Annotated in this window: 19 protein-coding genes; 13 read left to right on the top strand and 6 right to left on the bottom strand. The window is 36.3% G+C overall.

Annotation, left to right across the window (positions count from 1 at the left end; genetic code table 11):
• The first annotated feature begins 221 nt into the window (after window positions 1-221).
• The 10 genes from B8967_RS15105 to polA all read left to right on the top strand — a co-directional run bounded on the left by B8967_RS15105 (window position 222) and on the right by polA (window position 14,380).
• Window positions 222-2,717 (top strand): ATP-dependent Clp protease ATP-binding subunit, encoded by a 2,496-nt coding sequence (locus B8967_RS15105; RefSeq protein ID WP_047494598.1) that lies wholly within the window; start codon window positions 222-224, stop codon window positions 2,715-2,717.
• 75 nt (window positions 2,718-2,792) lie between these two features.
• The gene (locus tag B8967_RS15100; RefSeq protein ID WP_052188759.1) at window positions 2,793-3,659 is read left to right on the top strand and encodes a lytic transglycosylase domain-containing protein; all 867 of its coding nucleotides are present in this window, start codon (window positions 2,793-2,795) and stop codon (window positions 3,657-3,659) included.
• Between the two features lie 489 nt (window positions 3,660-4,148).
• On the top strand, window positions 4,149-4,562 hold the full coding sequence (gene tssD, locus B8967_RS15095) for a type VI secretion system tube protein TssD (protein ID WP_084086641.1): 414 nt from the start codon (window positions 4,149-4,151) through the stop codon (window positions 4,560-4,562).
• 208 nt (window positions 4,563-4,770) lie between these two features.
• Window positions 4,771-6,936 (top strand): type VI secretion system Vgr family protein, encoded by a 2,166-nt coding sequence (locus B8967_RS15090; RefSeq protein ID WP_084086640.1) that lies wholly within the window; start codon window positions 4,771-4,773, stop codon window positions 6,934-6,936.
• A gap of 4 nt (window positions 6,937-6,940) precedes the next feature.
• Entirely contained in the window at window positions 6,941-7,993 is a 1,053-nt protein-coding gene (locus B8967_RS15085; protein ID WP_179140068.1) for a LysM peptidoglycan-binding domain-containing protein, read from the top strand.
• A gap of 155 nt (window positions 7,994-8,148) precedes the next feature.
• On the top strand, window positions 8,149-8,538 hold the full coding sequence (locus tag B8967_RS15080) for a hypothetical protein (protein ID WP_143330529.1): 390 nt from the start codon (window positions 8,149-8,151) through the stop codon (window positions 8,536-8,538).
• A gap of 12 nt (window positions 8,539-8,550) precedes the next feature.
• Window positions 8,551-9,864: a hypothetical protein gene (locus B8967_RS15075; protein ID WP_084086637.1), complete on the top strand. Its 1,314-nt coding sequence runs from the start codon at window positions 8,551-8,553 to the stop codon at window positions 9,862-9,864.
• 485 nt (window positions 9,865-10,349) lie between these two features.
• Entirely contained in the window at window positions 10,350-10,757 is a 408-nt protein-coding gene (gene tssD / locus B8967_RS15070) for a type VI secretion system tube protein TssD (protein WP_047382792.1), read from the top strand.
• A 173-nt stretch (window positions 10,758-10,930) separates the two neighbouring features.
• Window positions 10,931-11,362 carry a hypothetical protein gene (locus tag B8967_RS15065; protein WP_084086636.1) on the top strand — a complete coding sequence of 144 codons (432 nt, stop codon included), beginning with the start codon at window positions 10,931-10,933 and terminating at the stop codon, window positions 11,360-11,362.
• A 183-nt stretch (window positions 11,363-11,545) separates the two neighbouring features.
• The gene (gene polA / locus B8967_RS15060) at window positions 11,546-14,380 is read left to right on the top strand and encodes a DNA polymerase I (RefSeq protein WP_084086635.1); all 2,835 of its coding nucleotides are present in this window, start codon (window positions 11,546-11,548) and stop codon (window positions 14,378-14,380) included.
• Between the two features lie 106 nt (window positions 14,381-14,486).
• On the opposite strand, the gene B8967_RS15055 is transcribed toward polA, so the two are convergent.
• From B8967_RS15055 to B8967_RS15035, 4 genes are all read right to left on the bottom strand, one after another.
• The gene (locus tag B8967_RS15055; protein WP_084086634.1) at window positions 14,487-15,215 is read right to left on the bottom strand and encodes a hypothetical protein; all 729 of its coding nucleotides are present in this window, start codon (window positions 15,213-15,215) and stop codon (window positions 14,487-14,489) included.
• A 504-nt stretch (window positions 15,216-15,719) separates the two neighbouring features.
• The gene (locus B8967_RS15045) at window positions 15,720-16,346 is read right to left on the bottom strand and encodes an FEKKY domain-containing protein (RefSeq protein WP_084086632.1); all 627 of its coding nucleotides are present in this window, start codon (window positions 16,344-16,346) and stop codon (window positions 15,720-15,722) included.
• Between the two features lie 30 nt (window positions 16,347-16,376).
• A complete protein-coding gene (locus B8967_RS15040) occupies window positions 16,377-16,775 on the bottom strand; it encodes an immunity 22 family protein (RefSeq protein ID WP_047495114.1) in 399 nt (132 codons plus the stop codon).
• 25 nt (window positions 16,776-16,800) lie between these two features.
• A complete protein-coding gene (locus B8967_RS15035) occupies window positions 16,801-17,358 on the bottom strand; it encodes a YdeI/OmpD-associated family protein (protein ID WP_084086631.1) in 558 nt (185 codons plus the stop codon).
• 148 nt (window positions 17,359-17,506) lie between these two features.
• Here B8967_RS15035 and B8967_RS15030 point away from each other — a divergent pair, with 148 nt between their 5' ends.
• Complete coding sequence (locus tag B8967_RS15030; RefSeq protein WP_047495109.1) at window positions 17,507-18,154, top strand: MgtC/SapB family protein; 648 nt, start codon at window positions 17,507-17,509, stop codon at window positions 18,152-18,154.
• A gap of 27 nt (window positions 18,155-18,181) precedes the next feature.
• Here the strand turns inward: B8967_RS15030 and B8967_RS15025 are convergent, their stop codons facing one another.
• Window positions 18,182-18,670, bottom strand: coding sequence for a copper resistance protein NlpE (locus tag B8967_RS15025; RefSeq protein ID WP_228406204.1), 489 nt, complete (start codon window positions 18,668-18,670; stop codon window positions 18,182-18,184).
• A gap of 356 nt (window positions 18,671-19,026) precedes the next feature.
• Between B8967_RS15025 and B8967_RS15020 the strand changes: the two genes are divergently transcribed.
• Window positions 19,027-21,165: a S46 family peptidase gene (locus B8967_RS15020; protein ID WP_084086630.1), complete on the top strand. Its 2,139-nt coding sequence runs from the start codon at window positions 19,027-19,029 to the stop codon at window positions 21,163-21,165.
• A gap of 173 nt (window positions 21,166-21,338) precedes the next feature.
• Window positions 21,339-22,139 carry an MBL fold metallo-hydrolase gene (locus tag B8967_RS15015; protein WP_084086629.1) on the top strand — a complete coding sequence of 267 codons (801 nt, stop codon included), beginning with the start codon at window positions 21,339-21,341 and terminating at the stop codon, window positions 22,137-22,139.
• Between the two features lie 50 nt (window positions 22,140-22,189).
• On the opposite strand, the gene B8967_RS15010 is transcribed toward B8967_RS15015, so the two are convergent.
• Entirely contained in the window at window positions 22,190-25,057 is a 2,868-nt protein-coding gene (locus B8967_RS15010; RefSeq protein WP_084086848.1) for a M16 family metallopeptidase, read from the bottom strand.
• Window positions 25,058-26,087: the final 1,030 nt, after the last annotated feature.

Genomic DNA, 26,087 nt, shown 5'->3' with positions numbered 1-26,087 from the left:
TCATATACCAAAAAAGGGTAACATGTGACAACATATGCCGGTGCTGAAAATTAAAAAAATACCATGGTTACTTCTCTAATTGAAGAATTAACTATCTTTATCTCGTTTAGAATAAAATATTTAATTTTAGGCAGATAAAAAATCACGGCTTCTGATTCTCCGCCATGAGAACTTAAGTCTTACAAAACAGAGCGCAAATATTAATATAAGAAAAATTATAAATGGGAGTACTAGTAACCAACGAAACAGTAAAACAGCTATTTCATATTGCTCAGTCGATAGCGAAGGAAAATTATAATGCTACTTATGGTGGACCTCATATTCTACAGGCTTTAATGCACAAAGATATCGGACTTAATGAATTTTTGAAAAGCATAGATAAAGATCCGGGCTATTTTTATGAATGGGCAGATGTCCGCATTGAAGAATATCCTAAGACAGCTCATCTTCCTGACGAAGTGGCTCAGGATGATGCCATTGATACCCTTGTGGAAGAAGCAGATGATATCCGTTTAAAATTAGGTTTGGATGAGATCACACCCATTTGTATCCTTACCGCTATCGTAAAACCACAGGTTGTATTTACTCTTCAGCAACTGAAATCACTTCCGTTGAGAGAACATGAGATCTTCAACCTGTATAGAAAAGATACCCCATTCACCGTATCTGAAAATGGAGATTTTGCTTCCTTATTTTCAAACGGTTCAGACTTTTCAGACTCTTCATTTCCATCTATTAAAAGCTATTGTGTAGACAGAACAGCTCAGGCCAGAAACGGAGATCTTGAAAATATAATCGGAAGAGATAAAGAACTTAGAATGCTGGTAGAGATTCTTTGCCGCAGAAGTAAACCGAATGTCATCATTATTGGCGAACCGGGAGTTGGAAAAACAGCTTTAGTAGAAGGTTTTGCTATTGAAATCACCAAAGGGAATGTTCCTGAAATGCTTAAAAATGGAACCCTTTTGGAACTGGACACCGGAGCTTTACTGGCCGGAACTTCTTATAAAGGAGAAATAGAAGACCGCCTGAAAAAAATAATCAATGAATGCAAGAAAATTGAAAAAGCCATCCTTTTCATTGATGAAATTCATACCCTTTTAGATCCGAAAGGCAGTATAGGAAATGTAGCCAACCTTCTGAAACCGGAATTAGCACGTGGTGAAATTACAGTAATAGGAGCTACTACCCAGGAAGAATATAGAAAAATTATAGAACCGGAACAGGCTTTCAACCGTCGTTTTGAAGTGCTAACCGTTAATGAGCCGGATGAGCAGACTTGCGTGAAAATGATCGATGTACTGCTTGATGGCTATAAAAAGCACCATGGGATTGAGGTGGAAAAAACAGCTATTCCTGAATGTGTACGTCTGGCTAAAAGATATGCAAAAGGTAAAAAATTACCGGATGCAGCCATCGATTTATTAGACAGAACAATGGCTGCTATCAAAATGCTTGATGAACTTTCAGAAAAAGAACTCGAAAGCTGGAAAGCAAGCTATGAAGAGATTTTAAAAGAAGAATATACAGACAATAAAGATCAGGCTGACGAATTGATCTGGACTTACAATCTGTTGCGTGATAAAATAAGCCCTATTTTATGGGGATCACTGAGCGAACAACCGGCTATTGACAATTCAATGCCGGTAGAGCAGATTCATAAAATTATTGATGATACTTACGCAGAGCTTCTTCAGCATGCCGCTAAGAAAAGAGAAAAAGTGGGAAGATTAGAATTGGCTGCTGTTATGGCTGCTAAAACCAATATCCCAATCGGTAAAATTCAGGCTCAGGAAAAAGAAAAACTTCTGAACATGGAATCCCTTCTACTTAACAGAGTGGTAGGGCAGGATCATGCTTTGAAAATCCTTTCCGATGCTATTGTTGAAAACCGAAGCGGATTGAATAAACCGGGGCAGCCCATTGGTTCATTCTTCCTTTTAGGACCTACAGGAACCGGTAAAACAGAGCTTGCAAAATCAATGGCGGAATTGCTTTTCAACGATGAGAAAGCCATGGTACGTTTTGATATGTCAGAGTTTAAAGAAGAACATTCTGCTGCATTATTATACGGGGCGCCTCCGGGATATGTAGGATATGAAGAAGGAGGTATGCTAGTTAACAAAATAAGACAGCAGCCGTATACCGTTGTTTTATTTGATGAGATTGAAAAAGCACACCATTCTGTTTTTGATGTATTTCTACAGATTATGGACGAAGGGAAAGTGCATGATAAACTAGGAAAAGAAGGAGATTTCAGCAATGCACTGATCCTTTTTACTTCCAATATCGGAAGTGAAGAAATTGTAAAACAGTTTGAAGAAGGAAAAATTCCGGAATCATCTTCACTGATGCAGATCATGTCTAATTCAGGAAGATTCAGACCTGAATTTTTAGCAAGAATTACCGAGATCATTCCTTTTGCACCGATCACAGAATCTATTGCAGAAAGAATTTTCAATATCCAGTTGAAATCACTTCATGCTTCATTGACCCGATTAGGAATGGCCTTGAAGATTAGTGATGAAGCTGTGAAAAATCTTGCATTGGGAGGGTTTAGCAGTAAATATGGTGCAAGACAGATCTCAGGGGTTATCCGTGCCCAATTGGCCAGACCTATCTCCAAAATGATTGTAAGAGAAGAAGTAAAATCCGGTCAGACCATCCATGTGGATTGGAATACAGAAGAAGATAAACTGAACTGGAAAGTAGACTAATAATAAAGTAAAAAGGCTAATTGCCCAGTTGGTTCTTTAGCCTTTTTTGTTTTTAGCTTTATAAACATATTTAAAATGAAAACTATTGTCAGAAATATCTTTACAGGTGTAATGCTGGTAGGTACCGGTATATTTGTAAACGGACAATTTTTAACTGCCTCTGATACCTCGGAAAGCAGCGTGAAAAAATACAAAGGAATCATAAATTCCAATAAAGATCTTGTGGAATTTATTGAGCAGCTACTCCTTCAGAAAGGGCTTCCCAAACATTTGAGAAACCTGGCCCTGATTGAGTCCCATTTTAACAGAAATATTACATCGGGTGCCGGGGCCGTAGGAATCTGGCAGCTAATGACGGCACATGCCAATCAGTACGGGCTTACAGAGCAGAACCGTACGGATGTATATAAAAGTACAAAAACAGCTGTAATATCATTAGGAAACCTTTATAAAAAGTATAACAACTGGGTAACAGTGGTTGCAGCTTATAATTGCGGGGAAGGAAATATAGCAAAAGCAATGCAGGCTGCAGGTTCTTCACAATATCACGAATTTTCAAAATACCTTCCCGAAGAAACAATCAACCATGTGAAAAAATACCTGAATGCCTGTTATGCAACAGGAGAACTTCAGAGTGTCCTCAGTAATTATAATACTTCGAGAATTAATAAAGTTTTTTTTGAAGAGGGTGGCAGAAATGTAACAAATGAAGCTCTTTCAGAAACAGACATCAATGCCGGTTTTAATTTAAAGGTTGTTGCAGATGAACTGGATGTGGAAGTAGATAAAATCCTTGCCTGGAATCCGGGGATAGTGGAAGAACTGCAGAAAAAGGGAGAAAGCACTTTCTACCTTCCCACAGATCTTATGCCCGATTTTCTGCTGAAAAAGAATAAAATACTTTCCAGGTCCATAAAAGAGGGAGCGGCTCAACTGCCATAATTATGATACCTATATTTTTTTAGATCATAAAGAGCTCCAAAAGGATTCTTTATGAAACTAATAAACTCAATAAAATACAAAGACAGAACTTCTGTCTTTGTATTTTTTATTGTAAAAGATTCTATAGGAAAATGGTCTGCCTGGAGAGTATTGTGAAGAGTTTATTTTGATATTGTTTTTCAAGTATTGTACTGGAGCTTTACATCTGTTAAAAGCATCTTAATCTATACTAAAAAAGTTTAGTATTTCTCTTTAGAGTGTAAAGTTTTATTTTTTGATATAGTTTTGATTCAGTTGTAATGCGTTGTTTAATAGTGTTTTAAGCTTTGTTTTTAATTCTATTGTCGTAGAATTACGACATAAAATCGTAGAACTACTACAATTTTTCAAATTTATATTCAAAAGTTTTTTTTAGAAAAAAAGACCCTCTATATTTGCTATACAATCACCGAATCACAAAATATTATTAACGATTAAAATTTACAAATCATGGCAGAAAGAAATTCAAGAGGAATCTTAAAATTCAACGGAGGCGAAGGACAAAAATTATTAAAAATGAACTACAGCGTATCAAGATCTACCGATGTATCTGGACGTGTAGCATCAGATCCTTCTAATGCCTTAATCAAAGTTACAGTAGAGGCTACTGAAAAGTCTGATATCCTTGAAAGTTTATTGAACGGAAAGTACAAGCCAACTAAAGGAGAAATTACATTCAACAAATCTCACGAAGAAGGAACATTGATTACTTTGAACTGGGAAAACGGATATGTAATTCAGCACGAAGTAGACTTCGATGCAGTAGACAGCAACAGTATGTTGATCAGTTTCGTGATCAGCGCTGAAACAATCGACTACGGTACTTCTCAGTACGCAGGACTGTGGCCTTCATCGGGTAAATAAGCCGATTCATCATCTTAGTAAAAATAAAATTGGTACAGGACAGCGCGCTCGTGAGGGTATGCTGTTCTGTTTTTCCATTATAAGGACTAAGAAGGACATCAGGAATCATTTTTTTCGGAAAGAGTATAATTTGCTCTGCTATTTTTGATTCCATGTTCTGTACAGCAGTAGTTTATTCAATAATTTTTTAATTAAAACACAAGACACTATGTTTCAGGATGATCAATCAATTAAACTAGAGGGGCAAAATGCTAAAAAAGCAGATGTCGATAAGTTGAAAAACACAGTAAAGGAAAAAACTACCCAACAGGCAGAGGGAAAATTAAAAAAAGCGGGTGAAAAAGTAAAGAAAGCAGCAAGAGCAGGACAGCAAAGCTTAAGCGCTGTACAGGGCGCAGATATGTTTATGAATCAGGCTCTGGTTTCTAATAAACCTTCCGTCATTGAAAATAAAGTATGGGCAAAACAACCCACGTCAAAAATACATAACGCTCTGGCTATTGCTGAAAGCTTTGTCTCCGGTATAAACCGTGTGGTAAAGCTGGATGTGGTTATTGAAGGTCAGATGATCAAACATTTTAAGCATTTCAAGCTGGTTCAAAGTGCCGCTAAACATCATGAATTCAGTTTAACACTGGCTCATGACACCCTTGGAAATGCGGAGAACCACAATTTAGAAGAAGCTCAGAATTTTCTGGGAAAAAGAATTACAGTAGTCTTCAAATATAAGGATATTGAAAAAGGAGCTGAACGTAACTTTGTAGGAGTGATTACAGAGGTGGGCTTCAGTCAGGAAAAAGGAAGTCTGGGAAATATTGTTCTTAAAGGATATAGTCCTACAGTTCTCTTAGATGCTGCACCTCACATCCAGAGTTTTGGAGGGGGCCAGCCAGTCAGCCTGAACAGTATTGCAGACCAGGTGATCAGAGAAGGGCTGGGACAGAATAAATTCGATTTTCGGGTAGATGCCCAGCATGGAAACGTTTCCTATAGCTCTCAGTATGAAGAGACCCATTATAATTATCTTGCCAGAATGGCTGAAGCTTATGGCGAACAGTTTTATTATGATGGTGAAGTTCTGCATTTTGGAAAACTTCCACCACAGGAAAAACCCGTAAAACTTACTTATGGCAGCAGTGTAAGTGATATCGCTATCAAAATGAAAGCACAGCATGTCAACCCAACATTTTATGGTTACAACAGCAGCAAAAATGAAAAACTGATTACCGGAAATTCAAAAATAAACCATACTTCAGATATTGCACGGCGTGCTTACGAAATATCAGAAAAAACATTTACAACACCTTCTTTGAGAGTAGCCCCCATAAAGGCTACATCTTTTATGGATATTGATGCATCTCAGAAAGGAACGGCAGGAAGTAAGGCTTCTGAAGTTTTCATTACTTCAGGAACCACCACAGTTCCGTTCTTGTATCCGGGATGTCCCGCAGATATTGAAATGCGTAAATCCGGAAGCAATGAAACGTCCTACTTTACCAAATTAATGATCCTTGAAGTTACTCATGAAGTAGATGCAAGGGGGTATTATGACGGTAAATTTGAGGCCATTGCTGCTGATACAGGATTTATTCCCCGTCCGGAATTTGAAGCTCCAAGAGCCGAAGCCCAGTTTGCAAAAGTAACTTCCAATGCAGACCCTTTAAACCAGGGACGGGTTAAGGTACAGTTTGACTGGCAGAATGGTCCTGATACTACAGAATTTATCCGTGTCATGTCTCCGGATGCCGGAAGCAGTGATAAGGTAAATAAAAACCGGGGCTTCATGTCAATTCCTGAAGTGGGAGACCAGGTGATCATCAATTTTGTACATCAGCACCCTGACCGTCCATTCGTTATGGGAGGAATGTTTCATGGAGGTATCGGAGCAGGTGGTGGAGCAGGAAATAATGTAATGAGCTTTAGCGGAAGAAGTGGGGCCGAACTGAAGTACGACAATGGAGCCGGATCAATGAACCTAAAAGATCAGGGCGGAGCCAATATGTTTTTTGACGGAGCCGGTAATGTAGTGCATAATGCTAATAATGATAGTACTAAGACTGTTGGTAATAATAAAACAGATAAAATTGGCAATAATAAAAAGCTGGAAGTAGGTTGTGATCATATTGCAGATGTAGGGAACACCCATAAAGTAGAAGTAGGAAAAGGAAAAAGTGTTTTTACAATGGATAATGCCGGAGTGATCGATCTCACCGGAATTGATAAAATAACCCTCAAAGTAGGAAGCAGTGAGATTATCATTACGGGAACTAAAATCTCGGTTACCAGTAGCGAAGTAGATATCAAAGCAGGAAATGCTACGGCTAATTTTAAAGGAAATACGAAGATTACCGGAGGTCAGGTTGATATTAATTAATAGGATGGAGTTTATAAAATACGATATTAAGAAAGGGGATACCTTAGAATCTATTGCAGATAAGCAAGGTGTATCTATCCAAGAACTTATTAATTTCCATAATTTATATTGTGGAACAACAAATTTTATCATTGGAGAAAAACTGCCGATGCACCTGCAGAGTTTGCTTCTGGAAAAAAAAACTAAGGAAGAAATAAGTAAAATTATAGAAGATAAAAACTTCCCTTTAAAAGCTAGGTATAGATGCGAGCAGTTTAATACTACAAAATTAGAAGATAGAATATCATTTCATTGTAATACGAAGAAAGAATATACTGTTGAAAAAAATGCAGCCCACACAAGGGCTAAGGTAAAACTTAAAGAATACCTGTATAAAATAAATCCTGAAAATATGGCTCTGGCTATCGAGGCAGTAAAGGAACTTGAGTTTGATAAAGAAAATGTTGTACTGGATTTAAATAACGATAATACGATCAAGGAAGTAGTTAATTTTTCTGAGATTAAAGAAAAATGGGAAAGTTTTAAACCCAAATTGGCCGCTTCAGAATTTTACAGACAGGTGGAAAATATCAATTCAAAAGCAGCAGAAGATATCATTAAAGGGGGCGGATTAGAGTTTGAAAATGAGATCAATCTTAGAAAGACCTATGACAAGTCACTCTTATATCATGTATTGTTTAATGATTATGATGCCCATAAAAAGAGAGAAAAAAATGATATTTTAAAATTTATCTCCCAGATATTTGTTAATATTCCGATTGAACTGGAACTGCAGCACAGTATTATAAAAGAAGATGATTATTTTGTAGAATATAGAACAGTAGGGACCCTTTTAAAACATAAAATTGATAATTCTGTTTTAGAAAATCAATATGACAAATTCTATAAACCTGTTATAGAATATGGTTTTACAGAATATAATTATGATTATCGGATCAGAAGAATGGTAGATAAAAAAACGGGAACCATTGTAAATGCTTCTGCACTGATGAAAGAAGAAGTGAAAAATAATTATCAATTTATTACACAATTTGATTTAAAGCAAATTGATTATTAGAAATCTTTATTATGATTGAGAACCGAGGTTTTATATTTAAAAATGTTTTGCCATACCATATAGCAAAGACACTACTTGTGATTATCCCATGTATGATTTTCTATGGAGCTTTATATTATCTGTTATTTAAAGGGATGTTCAGGCTGTCTTTTGTAATGTTTTTTACACTTTTCTATTTTGGAAGTTGCTATTTAATTTTAAAGGCTTTTTCAGTTCAGGTTAAAATTTGGTTTGATGATAACTATCTTTTTATACAAAAAGGAAAGCAACCAACCGAAAAATATTTTAAGTCTGATATTACAGGATTTTATGCCTATGATTATGAGAGCAAAGCACCTTCGCTACAAAATTCCAAGATATATTTCAAATTTTGTTTGATGAATGATTCTAAAATTTATCTTAATGATGTTGAATATAAAAACAAATATGAAACAGAAAAAGGAGAAAGGTTAAAGAAATTTTTAAAGCATGCACAAAAAGAATTGCATTTTTCAAAAATAAAAAAAGAAAAATTTCAGAATATTTATTGGTATTCCACAAAATAAAAATATAAAATTATGAGTGCTTCATATATACCTAAAGATGTTTATGCTGTTTGTACATTTCAAACAGATGCAGAGCCCAGACAATTTATTGATACAAGAAATGCTCCAACTGTATTTTATGGAACGGATACAACAAGGCCATTGCTTACCGTTGCAGATAAAAATATAAGAGATAAGGAATTTCCCTGTAAAAGCCCTAAAAATGCAATGTGGGGGTTTATTTGTTTTGGTGCAGGACTTATTGTGGGTGCTCTTTTAGTATTATCAGGACCTATTGGGTGGGCAGCATTGGCAGTAGGAGCAGGGGTGCTCTTGTGTGCAGGAGCAGCTATTTATCATGGTACAAAAATAAATCACTTATGTACTGGATCTCTGGAGAAAGGAACTTGGAAAATCGAACATGAAAAAGTAACATTTGACAAGCAAAAAGCCATTACTCAAAATTCTATATTGGTGTGTGATGCAGGAGGACTTTTAAGTCCAATTTTTAGTTATGCAATAGCAAAAAAATATGCTGAGCAAATTAAATCCAATAATAATAAAGAAATAGGATTGAATGCTTTTGCTTCCTTCTTTGGAGGAGCCGGAATTGTTATTGCCGGAGCAGAAATGGGAATAGCAAAAACTTTACTATGGATGGGAGGAACGATGGTGGCTATGAATGAAGGTACCTATTGGGAAAGGGAATGGATTAGAGGTGGCTCATTACAAGATAATACCCATTACCAGGATATGAATAATGAAGTTGATGAAAACAGCAGAATACCGGGATACGTAAAAGATGTGCCAGAGAGTTTAGTGGGGATAACACCTTCTGATCTTGCCAGCCCGGATATTTTGGAACTTAATGAAAAAGGAGGACTGGCGAGCAGAGATGGAAAGACACCTATATTTTTTAATGGAAAGTGGTACGTTCAGGATTGGCAGAAGAATCTTATAGAAATAAAACAAGGAACAGCTTTATCCAAGGATTTATCAGCACTGGAAGGGATAAACTCTCGTGAAGTATGGAAAACACCGGAAGGAAAAGCAATCGTGGAGAACATTCGAAACGGAAAATATTCTGAATCACTTGTACAGACAGCAAAAGATGGATTAGGAAGAGTACGTCCTCGAAACCTACCCAATTTAGCGAAAGAATTACCGGCTTTAAAACTTCAAAACATTAAGAACATAGGGAAGCTTGGCGTAAAAGGAGGTGGGTTTATTGGGTTCTTTTTCCCGTTTATTGCCACAGGCTTTTCAGAAGATTCCAGAAAAGCTTTAGCCAACGCTATGGCTGAAGATGCCGGTAACGGGATTAATATTGTAGCTAATTATGGATAACTATAAAGCATGTAGATTTTCCCCAATACTTATAAAAAATCTATTCACCTCTATAATTCTGTAGACATGTCACTTTTCGGATTTTACAATGGCAACTAGGAAAAGAAAAGATGCGCATTTGAAAATATTTTGTCATTTGATAGGGGCTTTCTCAGATCTTATCTATATCCCAATATGTACAAAAAGGACTTCAATCAGAATGATGTTTAAATCGTAATAATTGAGTCTTTATATTAAAATATTTCCCATAAAAGTGTATTAATGGATATTTTATTGCTGTTTTTAAATTACAGTTAAATTATTTATTAATAAGCGATTGTGATGTCGCTTAACTCTATTGTCGTAGAATTACGACATGAAATCGTAGAACTACTACAAAATTTCAGATTTCTTATCAAAAGCTTTTTTTTCAAAACCAGGGGCTTTATCTTTGTTATATAATTATTGAATAACAATTTATTACTAACGATTAAAATTTACAAATCATGGCAGAAAGAAATTCAAGAGGAATCTTAAAATTCAACGGAGGCGAAGGACAAAAACTATTAAAAATGAACTACAGCGTATCAAGATCTACTGATGTATCTGGACGTGTAGCATCAGATCCTTCTAATGCCTTAATCAAAGTTACAGTAGAGGCTACTGAAAAGTCTGATATCCTTGAAAGTTTATTGAACGGAAAGTACAAGCCAACTAAAGGAGAAATTACATTCAACAAATCTCACGAAGAAGGAACATTGATTACTTTAAACTGGGAAAACGGATATGTAATTCAGCACGAAGTAGACTTCGATGCAGTAGACAGCAACAGTATGTTGATCAGCTTCGTAGTAAGCGCTGAAACAATCGACTACGGTACTTCTCAATATGCAGGATTATGGCCAGGTAAATAAGCCGTATACCAACAAAATAATACAGAACAGTGTACTCATTGAGTATGCTGTTTTTTTATGGTTTTAAAGGAATTTTTTACTTTTGCCATCAAATTGTATTTCAATACTGCAAGTGTTATAAACGTTTTATGACATTATGCTTTCGATTAATTCTAATTATTAAAAAAAATAAAATGTTAAGAAAACTTCTATTGATGTTAACTTTCACCATGAGCTTTGTGACTTTACAGGCTCAGAACAGCTCCACTTTATATAAAGGTACTGTTAATGGGAAAATGCCGGTAACACTGTTTCTGCAATCTGTAGAAAATGGATGTGGCGGTGATCCATATTATAACGGGATGTACCGTTATGAAAAAGTAAGCAACTGGTTAGAACTTAATGTTACCGAAGGTGTAAAACAACAGTTTGCTATGGTAGAAGAAGGCTTTACGGGTCTGATGATCTTAAAAAAAGAAGGTGATCAGATGAATGGTACCTGGATAAGCCCGGATGGTAAAAAACAAATTCCTGTACAGCTGAAAAAAGCGACAGTAAGCAGTAAAGAGCTGGAATCATACCGAAACAAAATGGAGCAGCTGAATTACGAAAACCATGATTGCTAAAATTTTTAAGGGAACGCAAGATGTGAAGTGCGAAATGCAGGTTACGGGATCAGGAATAGAAGTCAATAATGATAGCTTTTATTTTAAATTAAAAAAAAGAGACCAAAAATTCACGTTCCGAACCTTACAACTCATATCTCGAATTTTGTTCCTATTTTCATATATTTGTTCATTATAGATAATATGGACGCAACACAAGATAAAAGGCTATTTCTCATCGATGCTTATGCGATGATTTTCAGAGGATATTACGCATTGATCAGAAATCCGAGATTGACGAGCAAAGGATTGGATACTTCTGCCATCTTTGGTTTTACAAACTCTTTGATTGAATTAATCAGAAGAGAAAAGCCAAGCCACCTGGCTGTAGTTTTTGATGTAGGAAGGGCAAGCGTAAGAACTGATGATTTTGCAGATTATAAAGCCAACAGAAGTGAGACTCCTGAAGCCATCAAAATTGCTGTTCCATACATTCACAGGATTTTGGAAGCGATGCATATTCCGATCTTAGGAGTAGAGGGTTACGAAGCGGATGATGTAATAGGAACTATCGCCTGTAAAGCAGAAAAAGAAGGCTATACCACTTTTATGGTAACACCGGATAAAGACTTTGCACAGCTGGTGACAGACAAAATTAAAATTTATAAGCCCGGTTTAAAGGGTGGAGATATAGAAATTCTGGGAGTAGATGAGGTAAAGGCAAAATATGAAATTGAAGACCCTAAACAGGTTATCGATTTCCTTGCTATGATGGGTGATGCTGTAGATAATATCCCGGGACTGGAAGGAGTTGGAGAAAAAACAGCGATGAAGTTCCTGAAAGAATTCGGAAATATTGAAACCTTATTGGCTAATACCGATAAACTAAAGGGAAAACTAAAAGAAAAGATAGAAGCCTCTGCAGAGCGAGGAATTTTATCTAAAAAGCTAGCTACTATTATTTGTGATGCTCCAGTAGAGTTCCACCAGGAACAGTATGACCTGGAAACTCCGGATTTTGAAAAAGTAAAAGAAGTTTTTGAAGAAATTGAGTTCAGAAGACTTTATGAAAATCTATACAGAGCTTTTGCGCCTGCCGCTGCAGAAACTGTAGTGGTAAGTGAAGTTGAAGTAAAGCAAACTCCGACAGGTACTGAAATAAAAGGACAGGCAATGCAGCTAGACCTTTTTGCCAATTTTGAAGAACTGGATCAGGCTACTTCTACAAAATCAACTATTGAGCAGAATGACCACCTTTATCAGTTTGTAGATAACCCAAAAGCTCAAAAGGCATTGGTAAATAATTTATTGAAGCAGGAAGCCGTTTGTTTTGATACAGAGACCACTTCATTAAATGAACTGGAGGCAGAGCTGGTAGGAATGAGTTTTTCTTATAAAAAAGGCCTGGCTTATTATATTCCTTTGTCTGAAGATAGAGGAGAAGTATTGCAGACACTGGAGATTTTCAGACCGTTTTTTGAGAAAGAAGATCTGCTGAAAATTGCTCACAACTTAAAGTTCGATTATAAAATATTAAAACAATACGACATCACTGTTCAAGGTGCTGTGTTTGATACAATGATTGCCCATTACCTATTGAACCCGGATGGAAGACATGGTATGGACTATCTTTCAGAAGTGTATCTGAACTATAAACCGGTTTCTATTGAAACCATTATCGGAAAAAAAGGTAAAAATCAGGGAACTTTCAGAGATGCTGATCTTAGAACACAGACAGATTATGCGGCAGAAGATGCTGATGTTACCTTCCAATTGTATGAACTGTTTGCACCGCAGCTGAAAAAAGAAAATTTAGAAGAACTTTTCTATACCATTGAAATGCCTTTGATGGAAGTGTTGGCAAAAATGGAACTGTCCGGAATTTCTTTGGACGAAAAGTGGTTGGCACAGGAAAGTATTGACCTTGAAAATGACCTGAAGCAGCTTGAAAGGACCATCTTTGAACTTTCAGGAGAAGAATTCAATATGAATTCACCCAAACAACTGGGGGAAATCCTTTTTGAGAAAATGCAGCTTGATCCTAAAGCCAAAAAAACAAAAACAGGACAGTATGCCACCTCAGAAGATGTACTTCAAAAGCTGGTTTCAAAACACGAAATCATCAAACATATCCTGGAATACAGAACCTATCAGAAACTAAAATCTACCTATGTAGATGCTCTTCCTTCACAGATTGAGAAAGAAGATAACAGGGTACATACCAATTTCTCACAGACTACAGCGGCTACAGGTCGTTTGGCGAGTGTGAATCCTAACCTGCAGAATATTCCGATCCGAACATTAAGAGGGCAGCAGATTCGTGGGGCTTTTGTTTCAGGAGAAGGAAAGAAAATAATCTCCGCCGATTATTCACAGATTGAACTTCGTCTTATTGCTGAAATTTCCGGAGAGGATAATATGATCAAAGCTTTCCAGGACGGAGAAGATATTCATGCTTCTACAGCAGCGAAATTATTTAAAATTCCATTGGAAGAAGTTTCCAAAGTACAGAGAAGCCAGGCAAAAACAGTAAACTTTGGAATCATTTACGGACAGGGAGCTTTTGCTTTGGCAGAACAGACCGGATTGTCCCGTACAGAAGCTAAGCAGATGATCGAAGCTTATTTTGAAACCTATCCCAAGCTGAAGAAATACATGGCAGAACAGGTGAATAAAGCCCGTGAAATGGGATATGTAGAAACGATTCTGGGACGAAAACGCCATTTAAAAGATATCAATTCCAACAATTTTGTTGTAAGAGGACATGCAGAAAGAAATGCCGTGAATGCTCCTGTTCAGGGAAGCGCAGCAGATATTGTAAAAATTGCTATGATCAAAATAGACAGAGAGCTTCAAGAACAGGAGCTAAAAACAAAAATGCTGCTTCAGGTACACGACGAATTGGTATTTGAAACCCCAACAGATGAAGTAGAAACGGCTTCAAAACTGATAAAAAAGGAGATGGAAAATGCTTTAAAAACACAGGTTCCTTTATTGGTGGAAATTGGAGTCGGAGATAACTGGCTGGAAGCGCACTAATAGAGAAGAGCTACAAACTTTTAAAATCAACCGTATCATATAAACTTCCGCTCCTATAGGCGGAAGTTTTTTGTTTCAGATATTTTCTGAGCATGGACAAACTTATTTACTCTTTCATAGAGTTATATGTTTTTACAATGATATCCTTTGGTGATGTATTCTCAAATAAAAACCTTTTTTTCGATACCTGAAAAGTTTTAGATTCTGAAGGCATATCTTCCTCCATGGTATTTACTGTTTCTTCTATTACCTTACCCTTTATGGGTTCATAATATAATCCGGAATGAGAACCTGCTCCCATATTATAGGTTTCAATATAAGTGAGAACAAGATCACCATTAAAATACTTAAATTGGCTGAAGAGGTTTCCGTTGGGCCCTATATCATATAGATTGATATGTAATGTCCCTTTATCAATACTGATATCCTCAGTATCATGCATTCTATAACCTACTTCATTATATTCTTCAGGAAAAACAGTATCGGAAGTCTTATCCAGTCGATAGCTTTTATCAGGATTTTTTAAAAGGATCAGTATCTTTCTGCGATCCAGGGTATCTACTTTGTTTCTCAGAACCAAAGCAATATCTGCAAGACCGTCCAGATTGAGGTCACCTTTAGCTTCATATTGAATTTCATGAGTATTGGAAACAAAATCCGAAGGCTGTTTTCTTGTTTTTGAAAATTCCTGGTGAATCAATGTATGAGATTGTACTGAATCAGCTTTAACTGTAGGAGAAACAGAAATCTCTTTATTATTCACCATCTTCTTATTTTTATTACAAGCAACAAAAATAAAAAACGAGAAGGCAAGAATAGAAATAGCTTTTTTCAAGGGTATCTTTTTTAAAAACTAAATCTAGCTTTTATTTCTTTATAATGTAATAGTAAAATACAGATACATCCAAGAATAATAACTGGCAAAGAGGAAAGAGATAGTGTATAATGAAGTTCTGATTTAAAGTCATATGTACTCCAGGAAGATTCTCTATCCACAAAAATGCTGTAGTTCCAGAAGATCCACAGACTTATTAATAATAGAAACTCAATAGCTGCCTTAAGGAAAGTTTTTTTTACAAAGGAAAATAAAAGGAAAATAGCCGATAAGAATACACTTGTAACAGCAGACATGTAAATATTATCTTCAAAAAGACTGCACTCCAGACAACTACTTGAGGTATGGTCGGAAAACTGTCCCATAGACCAGTAAATCTGCAAATAAGTGCTCGTGAAGATGATAGCTATACTGGTGGAAAACCTCTTTATAAAAGAAAATAATCTTTGGGCTTTAGAATAGGGTGTGTTGTTCAAAATAGATAGGGTTATGAGCCGGATGGCTTTAAGGTTGGGAATTTCTCTCTACATGATCAATCTCTTTCTGCATTCTGCCCTCCCATCCTTTACCATTCCTCCTGGTCAGATGGGGATATATTATTTCTGAATATTTTTCCTGGCCAGTGGTTTCAAAACCTTCAATCACACAGCCGGTATTTATATATCTTACTCCATACCTTTTCCGAATACCGTCAATTTTATTGAGCGTTGCACGGTCATGTAACAATAATGGAAACCCTCCGCCAAATTGTATAGTAACCAGATCATTTTTAATATCTTCGGCAGCCTGCTGGGAATACCTATTTTCTATTGCTGAGACTTTTCTTTGTTTTTCTGCCCATCCGTTGATTGATAAATAAGCGAAAAATGCCAGAGCCAGAAAATTGACCATCGGAAGGATTCTTAAGAATTTAGTTTTGAAACTTAAACCTTTAATATCCAGGCTGCTTATAAGGTAAGAAACCAAAGCTGTAACACTTAGTATTACAGCCAGGTATTCTATTCTGCATTCTTTAATACTATTGATGAGGTTAAACATCATCGGATAATTCTCTATATAATATTCAAAAATATACACCGCTATAATGAGCAGAATCAAGATGATATTAATAAGTATGAATTTCCTGTTCATAAGAAATGATGTGAAAACCTATGTTGTAATTTAAACGTCAAACTCAATCTCACCAATATAATACAGTTTGTTATCATCCTGCTCTACAGAAACAGGGTTAGGGATCACAAATCTGCTGGCAAAGATAATAGCGTTTACGGGAGTGTCCAGACTAAGTTCATTAAGCTTGCTTTCCAGTATAGGAAGCCATTGATCTGCATACGAATATTCTGAAAACTTTTCATAGATCCCCAGATTTTCATTCTCAAAACCATATTCTATAAAATCATCATCAAACCATTTTATATTCTGTGATTCTGCAAATTTTGAAACATATTGATCATCAGTTTCCTCTTCTATATAAAAATTTTCATCCTCTTCTACAAAGTCATAAAAGTCTTCTTCATTTTTAAAATATCCCAGCCAGAAGTGAGAAGTTTCCTTATCCATAAATTATTTTTTTTGTATTGTAATTTTATTCTAATCTTTTTAATTGACCACTTTTGTCAATCGCTTTTTCCAATCTTGAAAGCCTTGTCTTTTCCTGTTTTGCACTCATAATCCAATGAATGATTACCTTTTTATAAGAAGGAGGTTGAGCTTCAAAAAAATCCCAGGCGGTTGCATGAGCCATAAACTGATCTTTATAAACAGGAGCCAGTGGTATATTCTCGTTTTCATGGGAATAAATACCGGATTTTTCTTCTTTTCTAAGAGCAAATGCCTGTTGGCCTGATGGGGTCATAAGGCCTGCCTTAGAGAGTTCTTCTACCTTTTTGATATTGATAAGACTCCAGATACTGCCGAACTTTCTTGGGGTAAACCGTATAGAATAACTTTCGTGGTCTATAGATTTTCTTACGCCATCGATCCAGCCAAAACACAAAGCCTGATCTACAGATTCAGACCAGCTCATAGAAGGTTTTCCGCTTCCGGTTTTATAGAATCCTGTTAACAGCTCTTTTTCTTCGGTATGGTGTTTTTCCAACCATTCTCTGAATTCTTCTTTTGTAGCAAAAAAAGTAGGGCTCATACTATAATTGGGCTTTCATATTGAGACTGTAATATTACAAAAGTTTTCCGTTAAAACAGAACTTTTACTAATCTGATAAAGTCAGGAATCAAAAATAGTTCCGTAAATTTTTTTGTCGTAATTTTATTCTACACTTAATTTTTTGTAAATGGAATTTCTTCAGGACCATTATACCGTTAAAAACGAACTCGTACTGATTTTTATTTCAGTTATCCTTGGATTGCTGATTGGTGCTGAACGTGAATACCGCAATAAGTCAGCAGGACTTCGTACATTTATTTTAGTCTGTTTCGGATCCTGTTTGTTCACCATTCTTTCCATTAAAATAGGAGTTGCCAATCCGGACCGCCTTGCAGCCAATATTATTACAGGAATTGGGTTTCTGGGAGCCGGGGTAATTTTTAAAGGTGATAACAAGATCGATGGGATCACCACTGCCACTACAATTTGGGCTACGGCCTCAATAGGAATGGCGGTAGGATCAGGATATGTCTATTTTTCATTGTTAGGAACAGTGCTTGTTCTTTTGATTTTGAGTTCTCTTACCTATCTTCAGACCTTTATCGATAATTATCATAAGATCAGAGAGTATAAGATTGCAGTAGCGAGTTCTGAAAATATAAAACACTGTGAAACTATTTTCAAAGAACATCATCTGAAATATATGATGATCAAACAACAGTATACACAAGGGAATTTATCCGTTACATGGAGACTTACAGGAAAAAATAACCATCATGAAGAAGTTATCAGGTGCCTGATGGATGATGAGAAAATCATAGCTTATCAGTTTTGATACATAAAAAAATAAAGGCCTGAGCCTTTATTTTTTCTTGAAGATATATAAATCTTTATTAGGACCGTCAATTTCTTTTCCGTCCATATCCAGTTGGATAAGTATGTTTTCGCCCACTTTATATTTATAATTGGCTGTTTTACCTTTCAGTGTGATGATGCTTCCTGTGGTATCCCATTCAAAAGATCCTTTATCCTGATTCTTTGAGTTTCGGTCAAGATATTCCTCACTGATACTGAATGTTTTGTCATTATTCAACGTTAAAGAAGTCTTGATACCGGGGCAGTCTGCACATGGTACAACAGCCTCATAAGTACCATTCCAATCCAATGAATTTTCAGAAGTATCCCCCGCAGCAGTAGGAGTGGCTTTTGAAATACTGTCTGTAGAAGGTGTCTGAACATTGGCAGAATCTGTTGCAGAACCTATTGTTTCAGCTGTTGTCTCTTTTTTTGAGCAAGAAGCAAGAAATAAAGCTGCACCGATTCCCAGGATAAACATTTTGTTTTTCATCATAATAATTAATCTAAATATTTTTTAATTTTAAACTGACTACTAGCGAACAAAAACCGAGCCATATAAAGTGGGAGAGCCGGTGAGAATGGGTTCCAGATTGGGCTTTCGTAGTTTAGTTAGATGATAGGGAATTCCCTGTAAACCTGAACCATTATTCACCATGGACTTGGCGGAGTAAAAATTCACTATTGATACCGCGATATTCAATACTATAGTTCTATCTCAATCTAAAAACGCTGGAATCTGCCCTCTGAAATCTAATATCTCCATCTCCTAAAAACAGCCATTCCAACTTTACCCCCGTTTTATGAAGCCTGTTCGTATTTTTCTTCGTAAATTCGGGCAAAATTTTGATTATGACAAAAAAGATACTTTTATCCGTATTTCTTTTGCCGGCTGCAATGGCATTTGCACAACAATATGGAGGAATGTGGATTCCTACAGAACTGAATGAGAAGGAAATGAAGGATTTGGGAATGAAGATTTCTGCCAAAGACATTTTCAACCCTCAGAAGCCGAGTATTAAAGATGCAGTAGTACAGTTTAACGGTGGATGTACCGCAGAAATCATTTCGCCTAAAGGGCTGTTGCTTACTAATCACCACTGTGGTTATGGGCAGATTCAGGCACATTCTACAGTTCAGAATGACCTACTTTCAAATGGTTTCTGGGCTAAAAATATGACTGGTGAATTACCAAATCCAGGTGTAAAAGTAGACTTCATTGTAGATATAAAAGAAGTGACATACCAGGTGTTGGAAGGTACAGATAACCTTACTGAGCCTGAGCTTACTAAAAAGATCAATAACAATATTGAGGTTTACAAAAACTCTCAGAAAATTGAATCATACCAATCGATCCTGGTAAAGCCAATGTACTATGGAAATAAGTATTATGCATATACCATCGAGACCTATAAGGATATCCGTCTTGTAGGGGCTCCACCACAAAGCATAGGAAAATTCGGTAGTGATACAGATAACTGGGTTTGGCCGAGACATACCGGAGATTTCTCTATGTTCAGAATCTATGCAGACAAAAACAACAAGCCTGCAGAGTTTTCAAAAGATAACGTTCCTTATGTTCCCAAGCATTATTTACCGGTTTCTATAAAAGACAAAAATGAAAATGACTTCACTTTTGTATTCGGGTTCCCGGGAAAAACTACAGAATATCTTCCTGCAGTAGCTGTGGAGAAGATCATGAAGGATATTGATCCTGCAAGAATTGCTGTACGTGATGTGGCTTTAAAAACATTGGACGAAAAAATGCGTGTCGATAGTGAAACACGTATTAAATATGCTTCAAAATATGCATCAGTAGCCAATTATTGGAAAAAATGGATCGGTGAAGTAGAAGGATTGAAAAAATCCAATGCCGTGGAAAAGAAAGTGATGTATGAAGGCTCTCTGGTTGCTAAAAACCCTGAGATCAAATCCACTTTAGATCAACTGAACAAATTTTACAATGATCAGGCTCCTTACGCATTAAACAATGCCTATTATACTGAAGTTGTAAAAAATGCTGAGACATTGAAGCTTGCGGGTGACTATTATGACTTTGTAACTGCTGTAGAAGCGGGGAGAATGGATGAAAAGGAACTTGCAAAATTAAAAACAAAATTATCCTCTTTCTATAAAGACTACAGTGCAGAACTTGATTCCAGGGTAACGGCAAAGTTATTGGCTTTATATGCTAACAAAACAGCACCACAGTTTTTACCGGCAGGATTTAATAAGTTTAAAGACGAAAACGCAAACATTCCTGTAGTGGAAGAGATGTCTAAAAACTCTATCATCACGGGAAGAACGGCAGTAAACGGAGCAACATTAACTGCTGATATTGAAAAAGGATTCTCTAATCAGGATAAACTGATCAAAACTTTAAAGAAAGATCCTGTTTATCAATTGTATGTTTTTATGAAAGAGACTTACATGAAAACTGCTGATCCGCAATATACTTCGCTTCAGGCTAAGATTGATGCTTTACAGAAGAAGTTTATGGCACAACAGATGGAAACAGATAAGGAGAGAAAATTCTTTCCGGATGCCAATTCCACTCTTCGTGTAACGTACGGAAAAGTAAAAGGCTCTGCACCAAGAGATGCCGTTTCTTACGGATATCAGACGCACTTGGCTGGGGTAATGGAAAAATATGTTCCGGGAGATTATGAATTTGATGTTCCTAAAAAACTGATCGATCTTTATAACAAGAAAGATTTTGGAACCTATAAAGATAAGACCGGTGATGTTCCTGTTGGATTTACAGCAACAAACCATACCACCGGAGGAAATTCAGGAAGTCCTGCGCTGGATGCTAACGGAAACCTGGTTGGTCTTAACTTTGACAGACAATGGGAAGGCACAATGAGTGATATCAATTATGATCCCCGTTTCAGCAGAAACATTATGGTGGATACAAAATATATACTGTTCATCATTGAAAAATTTGCCGATTCCAAATGGCTTGTTGATGAAATGAAAGTAATCAAATAAACAATAATGATAAGAACCTATTTAATCAAAAATTAAATAGGTTTTTTTATGCATAAAACTGTCGTAACATTCTAATGGGGAAGAAAAATTTAAGATTTTATATATAGGTTAATTCTATGGATAAAGTGAATTATAATATATTATATCTATGTAGTTTTAAATAAAAAAATCTTATGAACGGGAACGATAATAAACTTAAAATGTGTACAGAATGTGGTACACAATATCCGGAAAGTCATACGGATAATACCTGTATTATATGTGAAGATGAAAGACAGGCGGTACCACAAAGTGGACAATCCTGGACGAACCACGAAAAGCTTTTAGAAAAGCACAGTGTAGAAATAAAGAAAATCAATGATAATCTTTATGAATTTGTGGTAAACCCTCGGTTTTCCATTGGCCAGCGTGCTCTTTTTGTCATTTCAGAAGATGGAAATATACTATGGGATTGTATCCCATTACTGGATGAAGGGGTGATAGAATTTATTAAATCAAAAGGAGGATTAAAAGCGATTGCAATTTCTCACCCTCACTATTACTCGATTATGAAAATGTGGGCAGAAACCTTTACCTGTAAAATCTATATCCACGAAAAAGATAAAGAATGGGTGGTAAATGGCGGAAACTCTGTAGAATACTGGACGGGAGATCATATGAAGCTGTGGAATCAGATAAGAATTCATAATATAGGTGGACATTTTGATGGAAGTTCTGTTATTGAAATTCCCTGGATGAGTGAAAAAGGAACGCTTTTAATTGGAGATACAATGTATTTATCCCCATCCATGAAACACTTTGCTACCATGAGAAGCTATCCGAACAGAATTCCTCTCCCACAGAATGAAATTAAAAGAATTGAAAAGCGATTTGAAGAAATCAGTTTTGATACAATTTATGGTTTCTATTCCTATCAGAATGTAGAAAAGAATGCCGAAGAGATTGTGAAAAAATCTTTTGCTAAGTATCAATAAAAAAAGAACGGAAATATTTCCGTTCTTTTTTATTAAGTATAAAGGAGATATTAATGTCCAAAAATATCTTGTAAACTTACTTCTGTAAAAGTTCCCATTTTACATACGGCTTCCATATTAAGGTTTTCTTTTTTACCGATAATAGCCGTATTAAAATGTACCGGTTTGATGTCTGTCTGATAAAACTGTTTGATATCCTCAAACTTCAGCACCTGGATCTGTTCATAGATGTCTTTTCTGAAATCATGACTAATATTCAGTTTTTTCAGTCTTAGCGTATTGAAAAATATATTAGTCCTTGTCACCCTCGTTGAAGCGATTTGTTTTAAAGCCGCATTCTTTGCATTTTCAAATTGAGTGGGAACTTCCGGAAGCTCATTCATCAGGTCATTCATCGTATCCACAGCAATCATCAGCTTGTCTGGCTGAGTACCAATATAAGTAGTAACATAATCAGGATGATGCAGTTCCGAATTGGCACTATAAGAAACATACGCAGAATAAGCAAGACTCTTACTTTCACGGATTTCCTGGAAAACAATCGAGGATAATCCTCTTCCAAAATACTCATTGAAGACATTAACTTTCCCAAAATTGGATGGATTGACAGGATTTCCCTTTCCTGCCTTACTCATTTCCATCTGAACCATGTCATAATTGATGAAAAATACACTTCCTCCTGTAGCAGGCTCAGGATAAAGTTTAGGTGCGGGAATCTGAAGACTTTCAGCTTCCGTATACTTTCCAATATATCCTTTGAAATTTTCAAAATCTTTTCCATAGAAAAAAATCTGATATGGATATTTGAACAGATTCTTCATGCGGTCAGTAAATACTTCTGCTTTACTGCTTTCAAGCTCCTCTTTAGAGATGACATCTAGAAAGCGGGAAGTATGACCAAGTTTGGTGTAGGTGGTTAAGGCGGTCATAATTCGGTTTTTATCCTTCTTTACAGCCTCACGGTTTTCCAGGATAGTACCTACAAATTGAGTGTAAATTTCCTGGTCAGGTTTTACTTCATACATCCAGTGCTGTAAAAGACCGATCCCTTTTTCAATATTTTCTTCCAATCCGCTTAACGTAATCAACAGCTGATTATTGGTTGTCTTAAAATCATTACTGACTCCTATTTTAAAAAATTCTTTCTTTAAATCTTCAGGAGAAAACTTATGAGTTCCCACATACTGCAGGAATTGGGTTGAAATTCCCAGATCCCTGTCGTTATCGCTACCGAAAGGGAAAATGAAATGTACCTGGGCAATATCATTATAGTTGTTTTTAACGAAACTCAGCTTTTTACCCTGAACGTGATCGGTAGCGATTTCTTTTTGGTAATCGATGAATTCAGGTTTTATATCTTCAGGCTGATCAGCTAAAATCTCTTGTAGAAACTCAGATTGTGCATCACGGTTGATTTTAACAGGCGTAATTCCCGGATTTTCTACCCGTACCAATTTGTCATTGATCCCTTTTTCTTTATAAACAACAACATAGTTGTTTTTGAAGAATGTAAGGGCAAAATTCATGACATCTTCCTTGGTGAAACTGGAATATTCATCCATTTCATTCAGTTCCTGTTCCCAGGTCCTTCCTTTTATATATGTGTCATAAAGAGTTGTGGCCAGGCCTTCCGCAGTTTCAAGTCCCTTCATTCTTTGAAGTTTGAAATCGTTTATAATGGCAGGAAGCATCCAGTCGGGGAAATCTCCCTTTTTGATCAGTTCAATTTCTTCCAGTACCATTTCCTTCGCTTCATCCAGCGTCTGTGTTTCCTTCGGAACAGCTACAATAGAAAAATAACCATATTGTTTTAATCCTACAGAAAAAGCCTGTGCCCAAAGCATTTTTTGAGTCTGATTAATATGGAGATCCAATAAACCGGCCTCCCCTCTGTTGCTAAGGATGTTAGCTACAATATCAGCAAGCATAGCCTCTCTTGTACCATAGCTATCAGTTCTCCAGGCCATCTGAACCCTTGGGGTAGTGGGGCTTTTTACCGTTTTGGTAACAATCTCAGTGATGGGTTTTTCTATAACCGGAGTTTTTTTAGGAAGCTCTCTATACGGAATAGTCCCGAAATACCGATCAATTAACTGGATTGTTTCATCAAAATCAAAATCTCCCACCAATACCATGGCGTAATTATTAGGAACATAATATTCATCAAAATATTTATGAATCGCTTCCATAGAAGGATTTTTTAAATGTTCCGGCTTACCTAAAGTAGTTTGTTGCCCGTTAGGGTGGGTAGGAAACAAAGCATCCATCAATTCATAGTTCACCAATCTGGAATCATTATCCTGTGCTCTGTTGAATTCTTCATACACAGATTCCAGCTCTGTATGGAATAGGCGTAATACGATTTCAGAAAACCTTTCCTTCTCTATTTTTAGCCATTTTTCAAGCTCGTTGTTGGGGATATTATTTTTATAGACCGTTTCATCAAACCAGGTATGGGCGTTGGTTCCGCTTGCACCCAAAGATGAAATAGCTTTATCATACTCATTCGCGATAGCATATTGACTGGCTTCCTGAGAAATTTGGTCTATTTTTTTATAGATCTCTTTCTTTTTTTCAGCATCCTGCTCTGCTTTATGGGCTTCATAAAGTTCTGAAATCTGATCGATAAGTTCTTTTTCCTTTTTCCAGTTCTGAGTTCCGATCTTAGAAGTCCCTTTAAACATCATGTGTTCAAGATAGTGAGCCAACCCTGTATTGTCTGCCGGATCATTATTACTTCCCGTTCTTACCGGAATGAAAGTCTGAATTCTTGGTGCATCAAAGTTTTGGGCAAGGAAAACCTTTAAACCATTCTTCAGCATATAGATTCTTACCTTATTTTCATCGTGGGTTACTGTAGTATATTCGTAGAGGTTGGTATCAGTATGAACTGTTTCCTTATATTTCTTGTCAATCATAGATAAACTCATTTCATTCTTTAAAATTCAGAATGTACTACAAATGTAAGCAATCAAAAAAAATGTTTCCCCTTTTTTATGACTATTACATCTATTATTGTAGTTGAAAAGGTGAATAAGAGTAAAAGTATATAACCTATTATAAATATACAGCAGGGGATAGTAGAGTATACCAATAGCCCACTATATCATAATATACAGCTTCATCCCATTCTCTCAACTCCCAAACTCTAGGATCCACCAACCCACCAACTTTCAAACTCACCAGTAGCTTTTTCCCGCTATCCACTCATACTCCTCGCGCCAAGGCTTTCCAGTGCTGTAATCCTTGCGCTTTCCGGCCTATGCTGTGGGGTATCCGTTTCTATCGGGGCTAGGGGAGGAATAGGTAATGAGTAATAGAGGGTGGATTTCAACAATACAAAAGAGAGAGCCATTGTATTCATTACTATAAGTATTCCCCAGACCCGTTTTTCATTGATTACTTAGAATCTTTGATTTCCGCAGGGATCTTGCGATAGTATCTACCAGCTTTCAGATCAATACCCCGCGTCCGAATCCTTACAAGATAAACGTACATCCAGCTCAGAATAACGTAGCAACGCGAAACAAATAATCAACTGTACCTATATATAATTAAAAATGTAATCAATAGGAGTGGGCTTTAGCCCGCTCAAATAAAATCAGTCTCTGCCCTGGCTTTAGCCCAAACATAATTGAGATACTCTATCCTATAAAAAAATATCCTATTATATATATGTATAACTTCCATCACTTATCACTTATCACTTATCATTTATCACTCATCACCCCTCATCTCAGCTCCCTCCCACGCTCCAATGTGTTGCTTCAAACATTTGTTTAAAATTTTCTCCCTTGCCTACCAGTAGGTTAGGCTAAAATATGAACATAATATGAATTTAAAGTTAAATAAACTTGTTTGGTATAGGTAAGTTGGCTTACCTTTGCCCCACTGAAAAACGAAAGATATTCAGTAAGCGCAGAAGAGCTTTTAGCTAAGCAGAAACGA

Origin of the sequence: Chryseobacterium sp. YR221 (assembly GCF_900176315.1) — a bacterium.
Lineage (GTDB): Bacteria > Bacteroidota > Bacteroidia > Flavobacteriales > Weeksellaceae > Chryseobacterium > Chryseobacterium rhizosphaerae.
Note: the sequence above shows the minus strand (reverse complement) of the source record. Positions and strands in the feature narration are given on the sequence as shown.

Excerpts from the sequence above, each read along its gene's own strand:
- B8967_RS15090 (WP_084086640.1), top strand. The coding sequence starts at position 4,771 with ATGTTTCAGGATGATCAATCAATTAAACTAGAGGGGCAAAATGCTAAA.
- B8967_RS15035 (WP_084086631.1), bottom strand. The coding sequence starts at position 17,358 with ATGAGCCCTACTTTTTTTGCTACAAAAGAAGAATTCAGAGAATGGTTG.
- polA (WP_084086635.1), top strand. The coding sequence starts at position 11,546 with ATGGACGCAACACAAGATAAAAGGCTATTTCTCATCGATGCTTATGCG.
- B8967_RS15080 (WP_143330529.1), top strand. The coding sequence starts at position 8,149 with ATGTTTTTTACACTTTTCTATTTTGGAAGTTGCTATTTAATTTTAAAG.
- B8967_RS15010 (WP_084086848.1), bottom strand. The coding sequence starts at position 25,057 with ATGATTGACAAGAAATATAAGGAAACAGTTCATACTGATACCAACCTC.
- B8967_RS15105 (WP_047494598.1), top strand. The coding sequence starts at position 222 with ATGGGAGTACTAGTAACCAACGAAACAGTAAAACAGCTATTTCATATT.
- tssD (WP_084086641.1), top strand. The coding sequence starts at position 4,149 with ATGGCAGAAAGAAATTCAAGAGGAATCTTAAAATTCAACGGAGGCGAA.
- B8967_RS15045 (WP_084086632.1), bottom strand. The coding sequence starts at position 16,346 with ATGAACAGGAAATTCATACTTATTAATATCATCTTGATTCTGCTCATT.
- B8967_RS15020 (WP_084086630.1), top strand. The coding sequence starts at position 19,027 with ATGACAAAAAAGATACTTTTATCCGTATTTCTTTTGCCGGCTGCAATG.
- tssD (WP_047382792.1), top strand. The coding sequence starts at position 10,350 with ATGGCAGAAAGAAATTCAAGAGGAATCTTAAAATTCAACGGAGGCGAA.
- B8967_RS15075 (WP_084086637.1), top strand. The coding sequence starts at position 8,551 with ATGAGTGCTTCATATATACCTAAAGATGTTTATGCTGTTTGTACATTT.
- B8967_RS15040 (WP_047495114.1), bottom strand. The coding sequence starts at position 16,775 with ATGGATAAGGAAACTTCTCACTTCTGGCTGGGATATTTTAAAAATGAA.
- B8967_RS15100 (WP_052188759.1), top strand. The coding sequence starts at position 2,793 with ATGAAAACTATTGTCAGAAATATCTTTACAGGTGTAATGCTGGTAGGT.
- B8967_RS15085 (WP_179140068.1), top strand. The coding sequence starts at position 6,941 with ATGGAGTTTATAAAATACGATATTAAGAAAGGGGATACCTTAGAATCT.
- B8967_RS15015 (WP_084086629.1), top strand. The coding sequence starts at position 21,339 with ATGAACGGGAACGATAATAAACTTAAAATGTGTACAGAATGTGGTACA.
- B8967_RS15065 (WP_084086636.1), top strand. The coding sequence starts at position 10,931 with ATGTTAAGAAAACTTCTATTGATGTTAACTTTCACCATGAGCTTTGTG.
- B8967_RS15025 (WP_228406204.1), bottom strand. The coding sequence starts at position 18,670 with ATGATGAAAAACAAAATGTTTATCCTGGGAATCGGTGCAGCTTTATTT.
- B8967_RS15030 (WP_047495109.1), top strand. The coding sequence starts at position 17,507 with ATGGAATTTCTTCAGGACCATTATACCGTTAAAAACGAACTCGTACTG.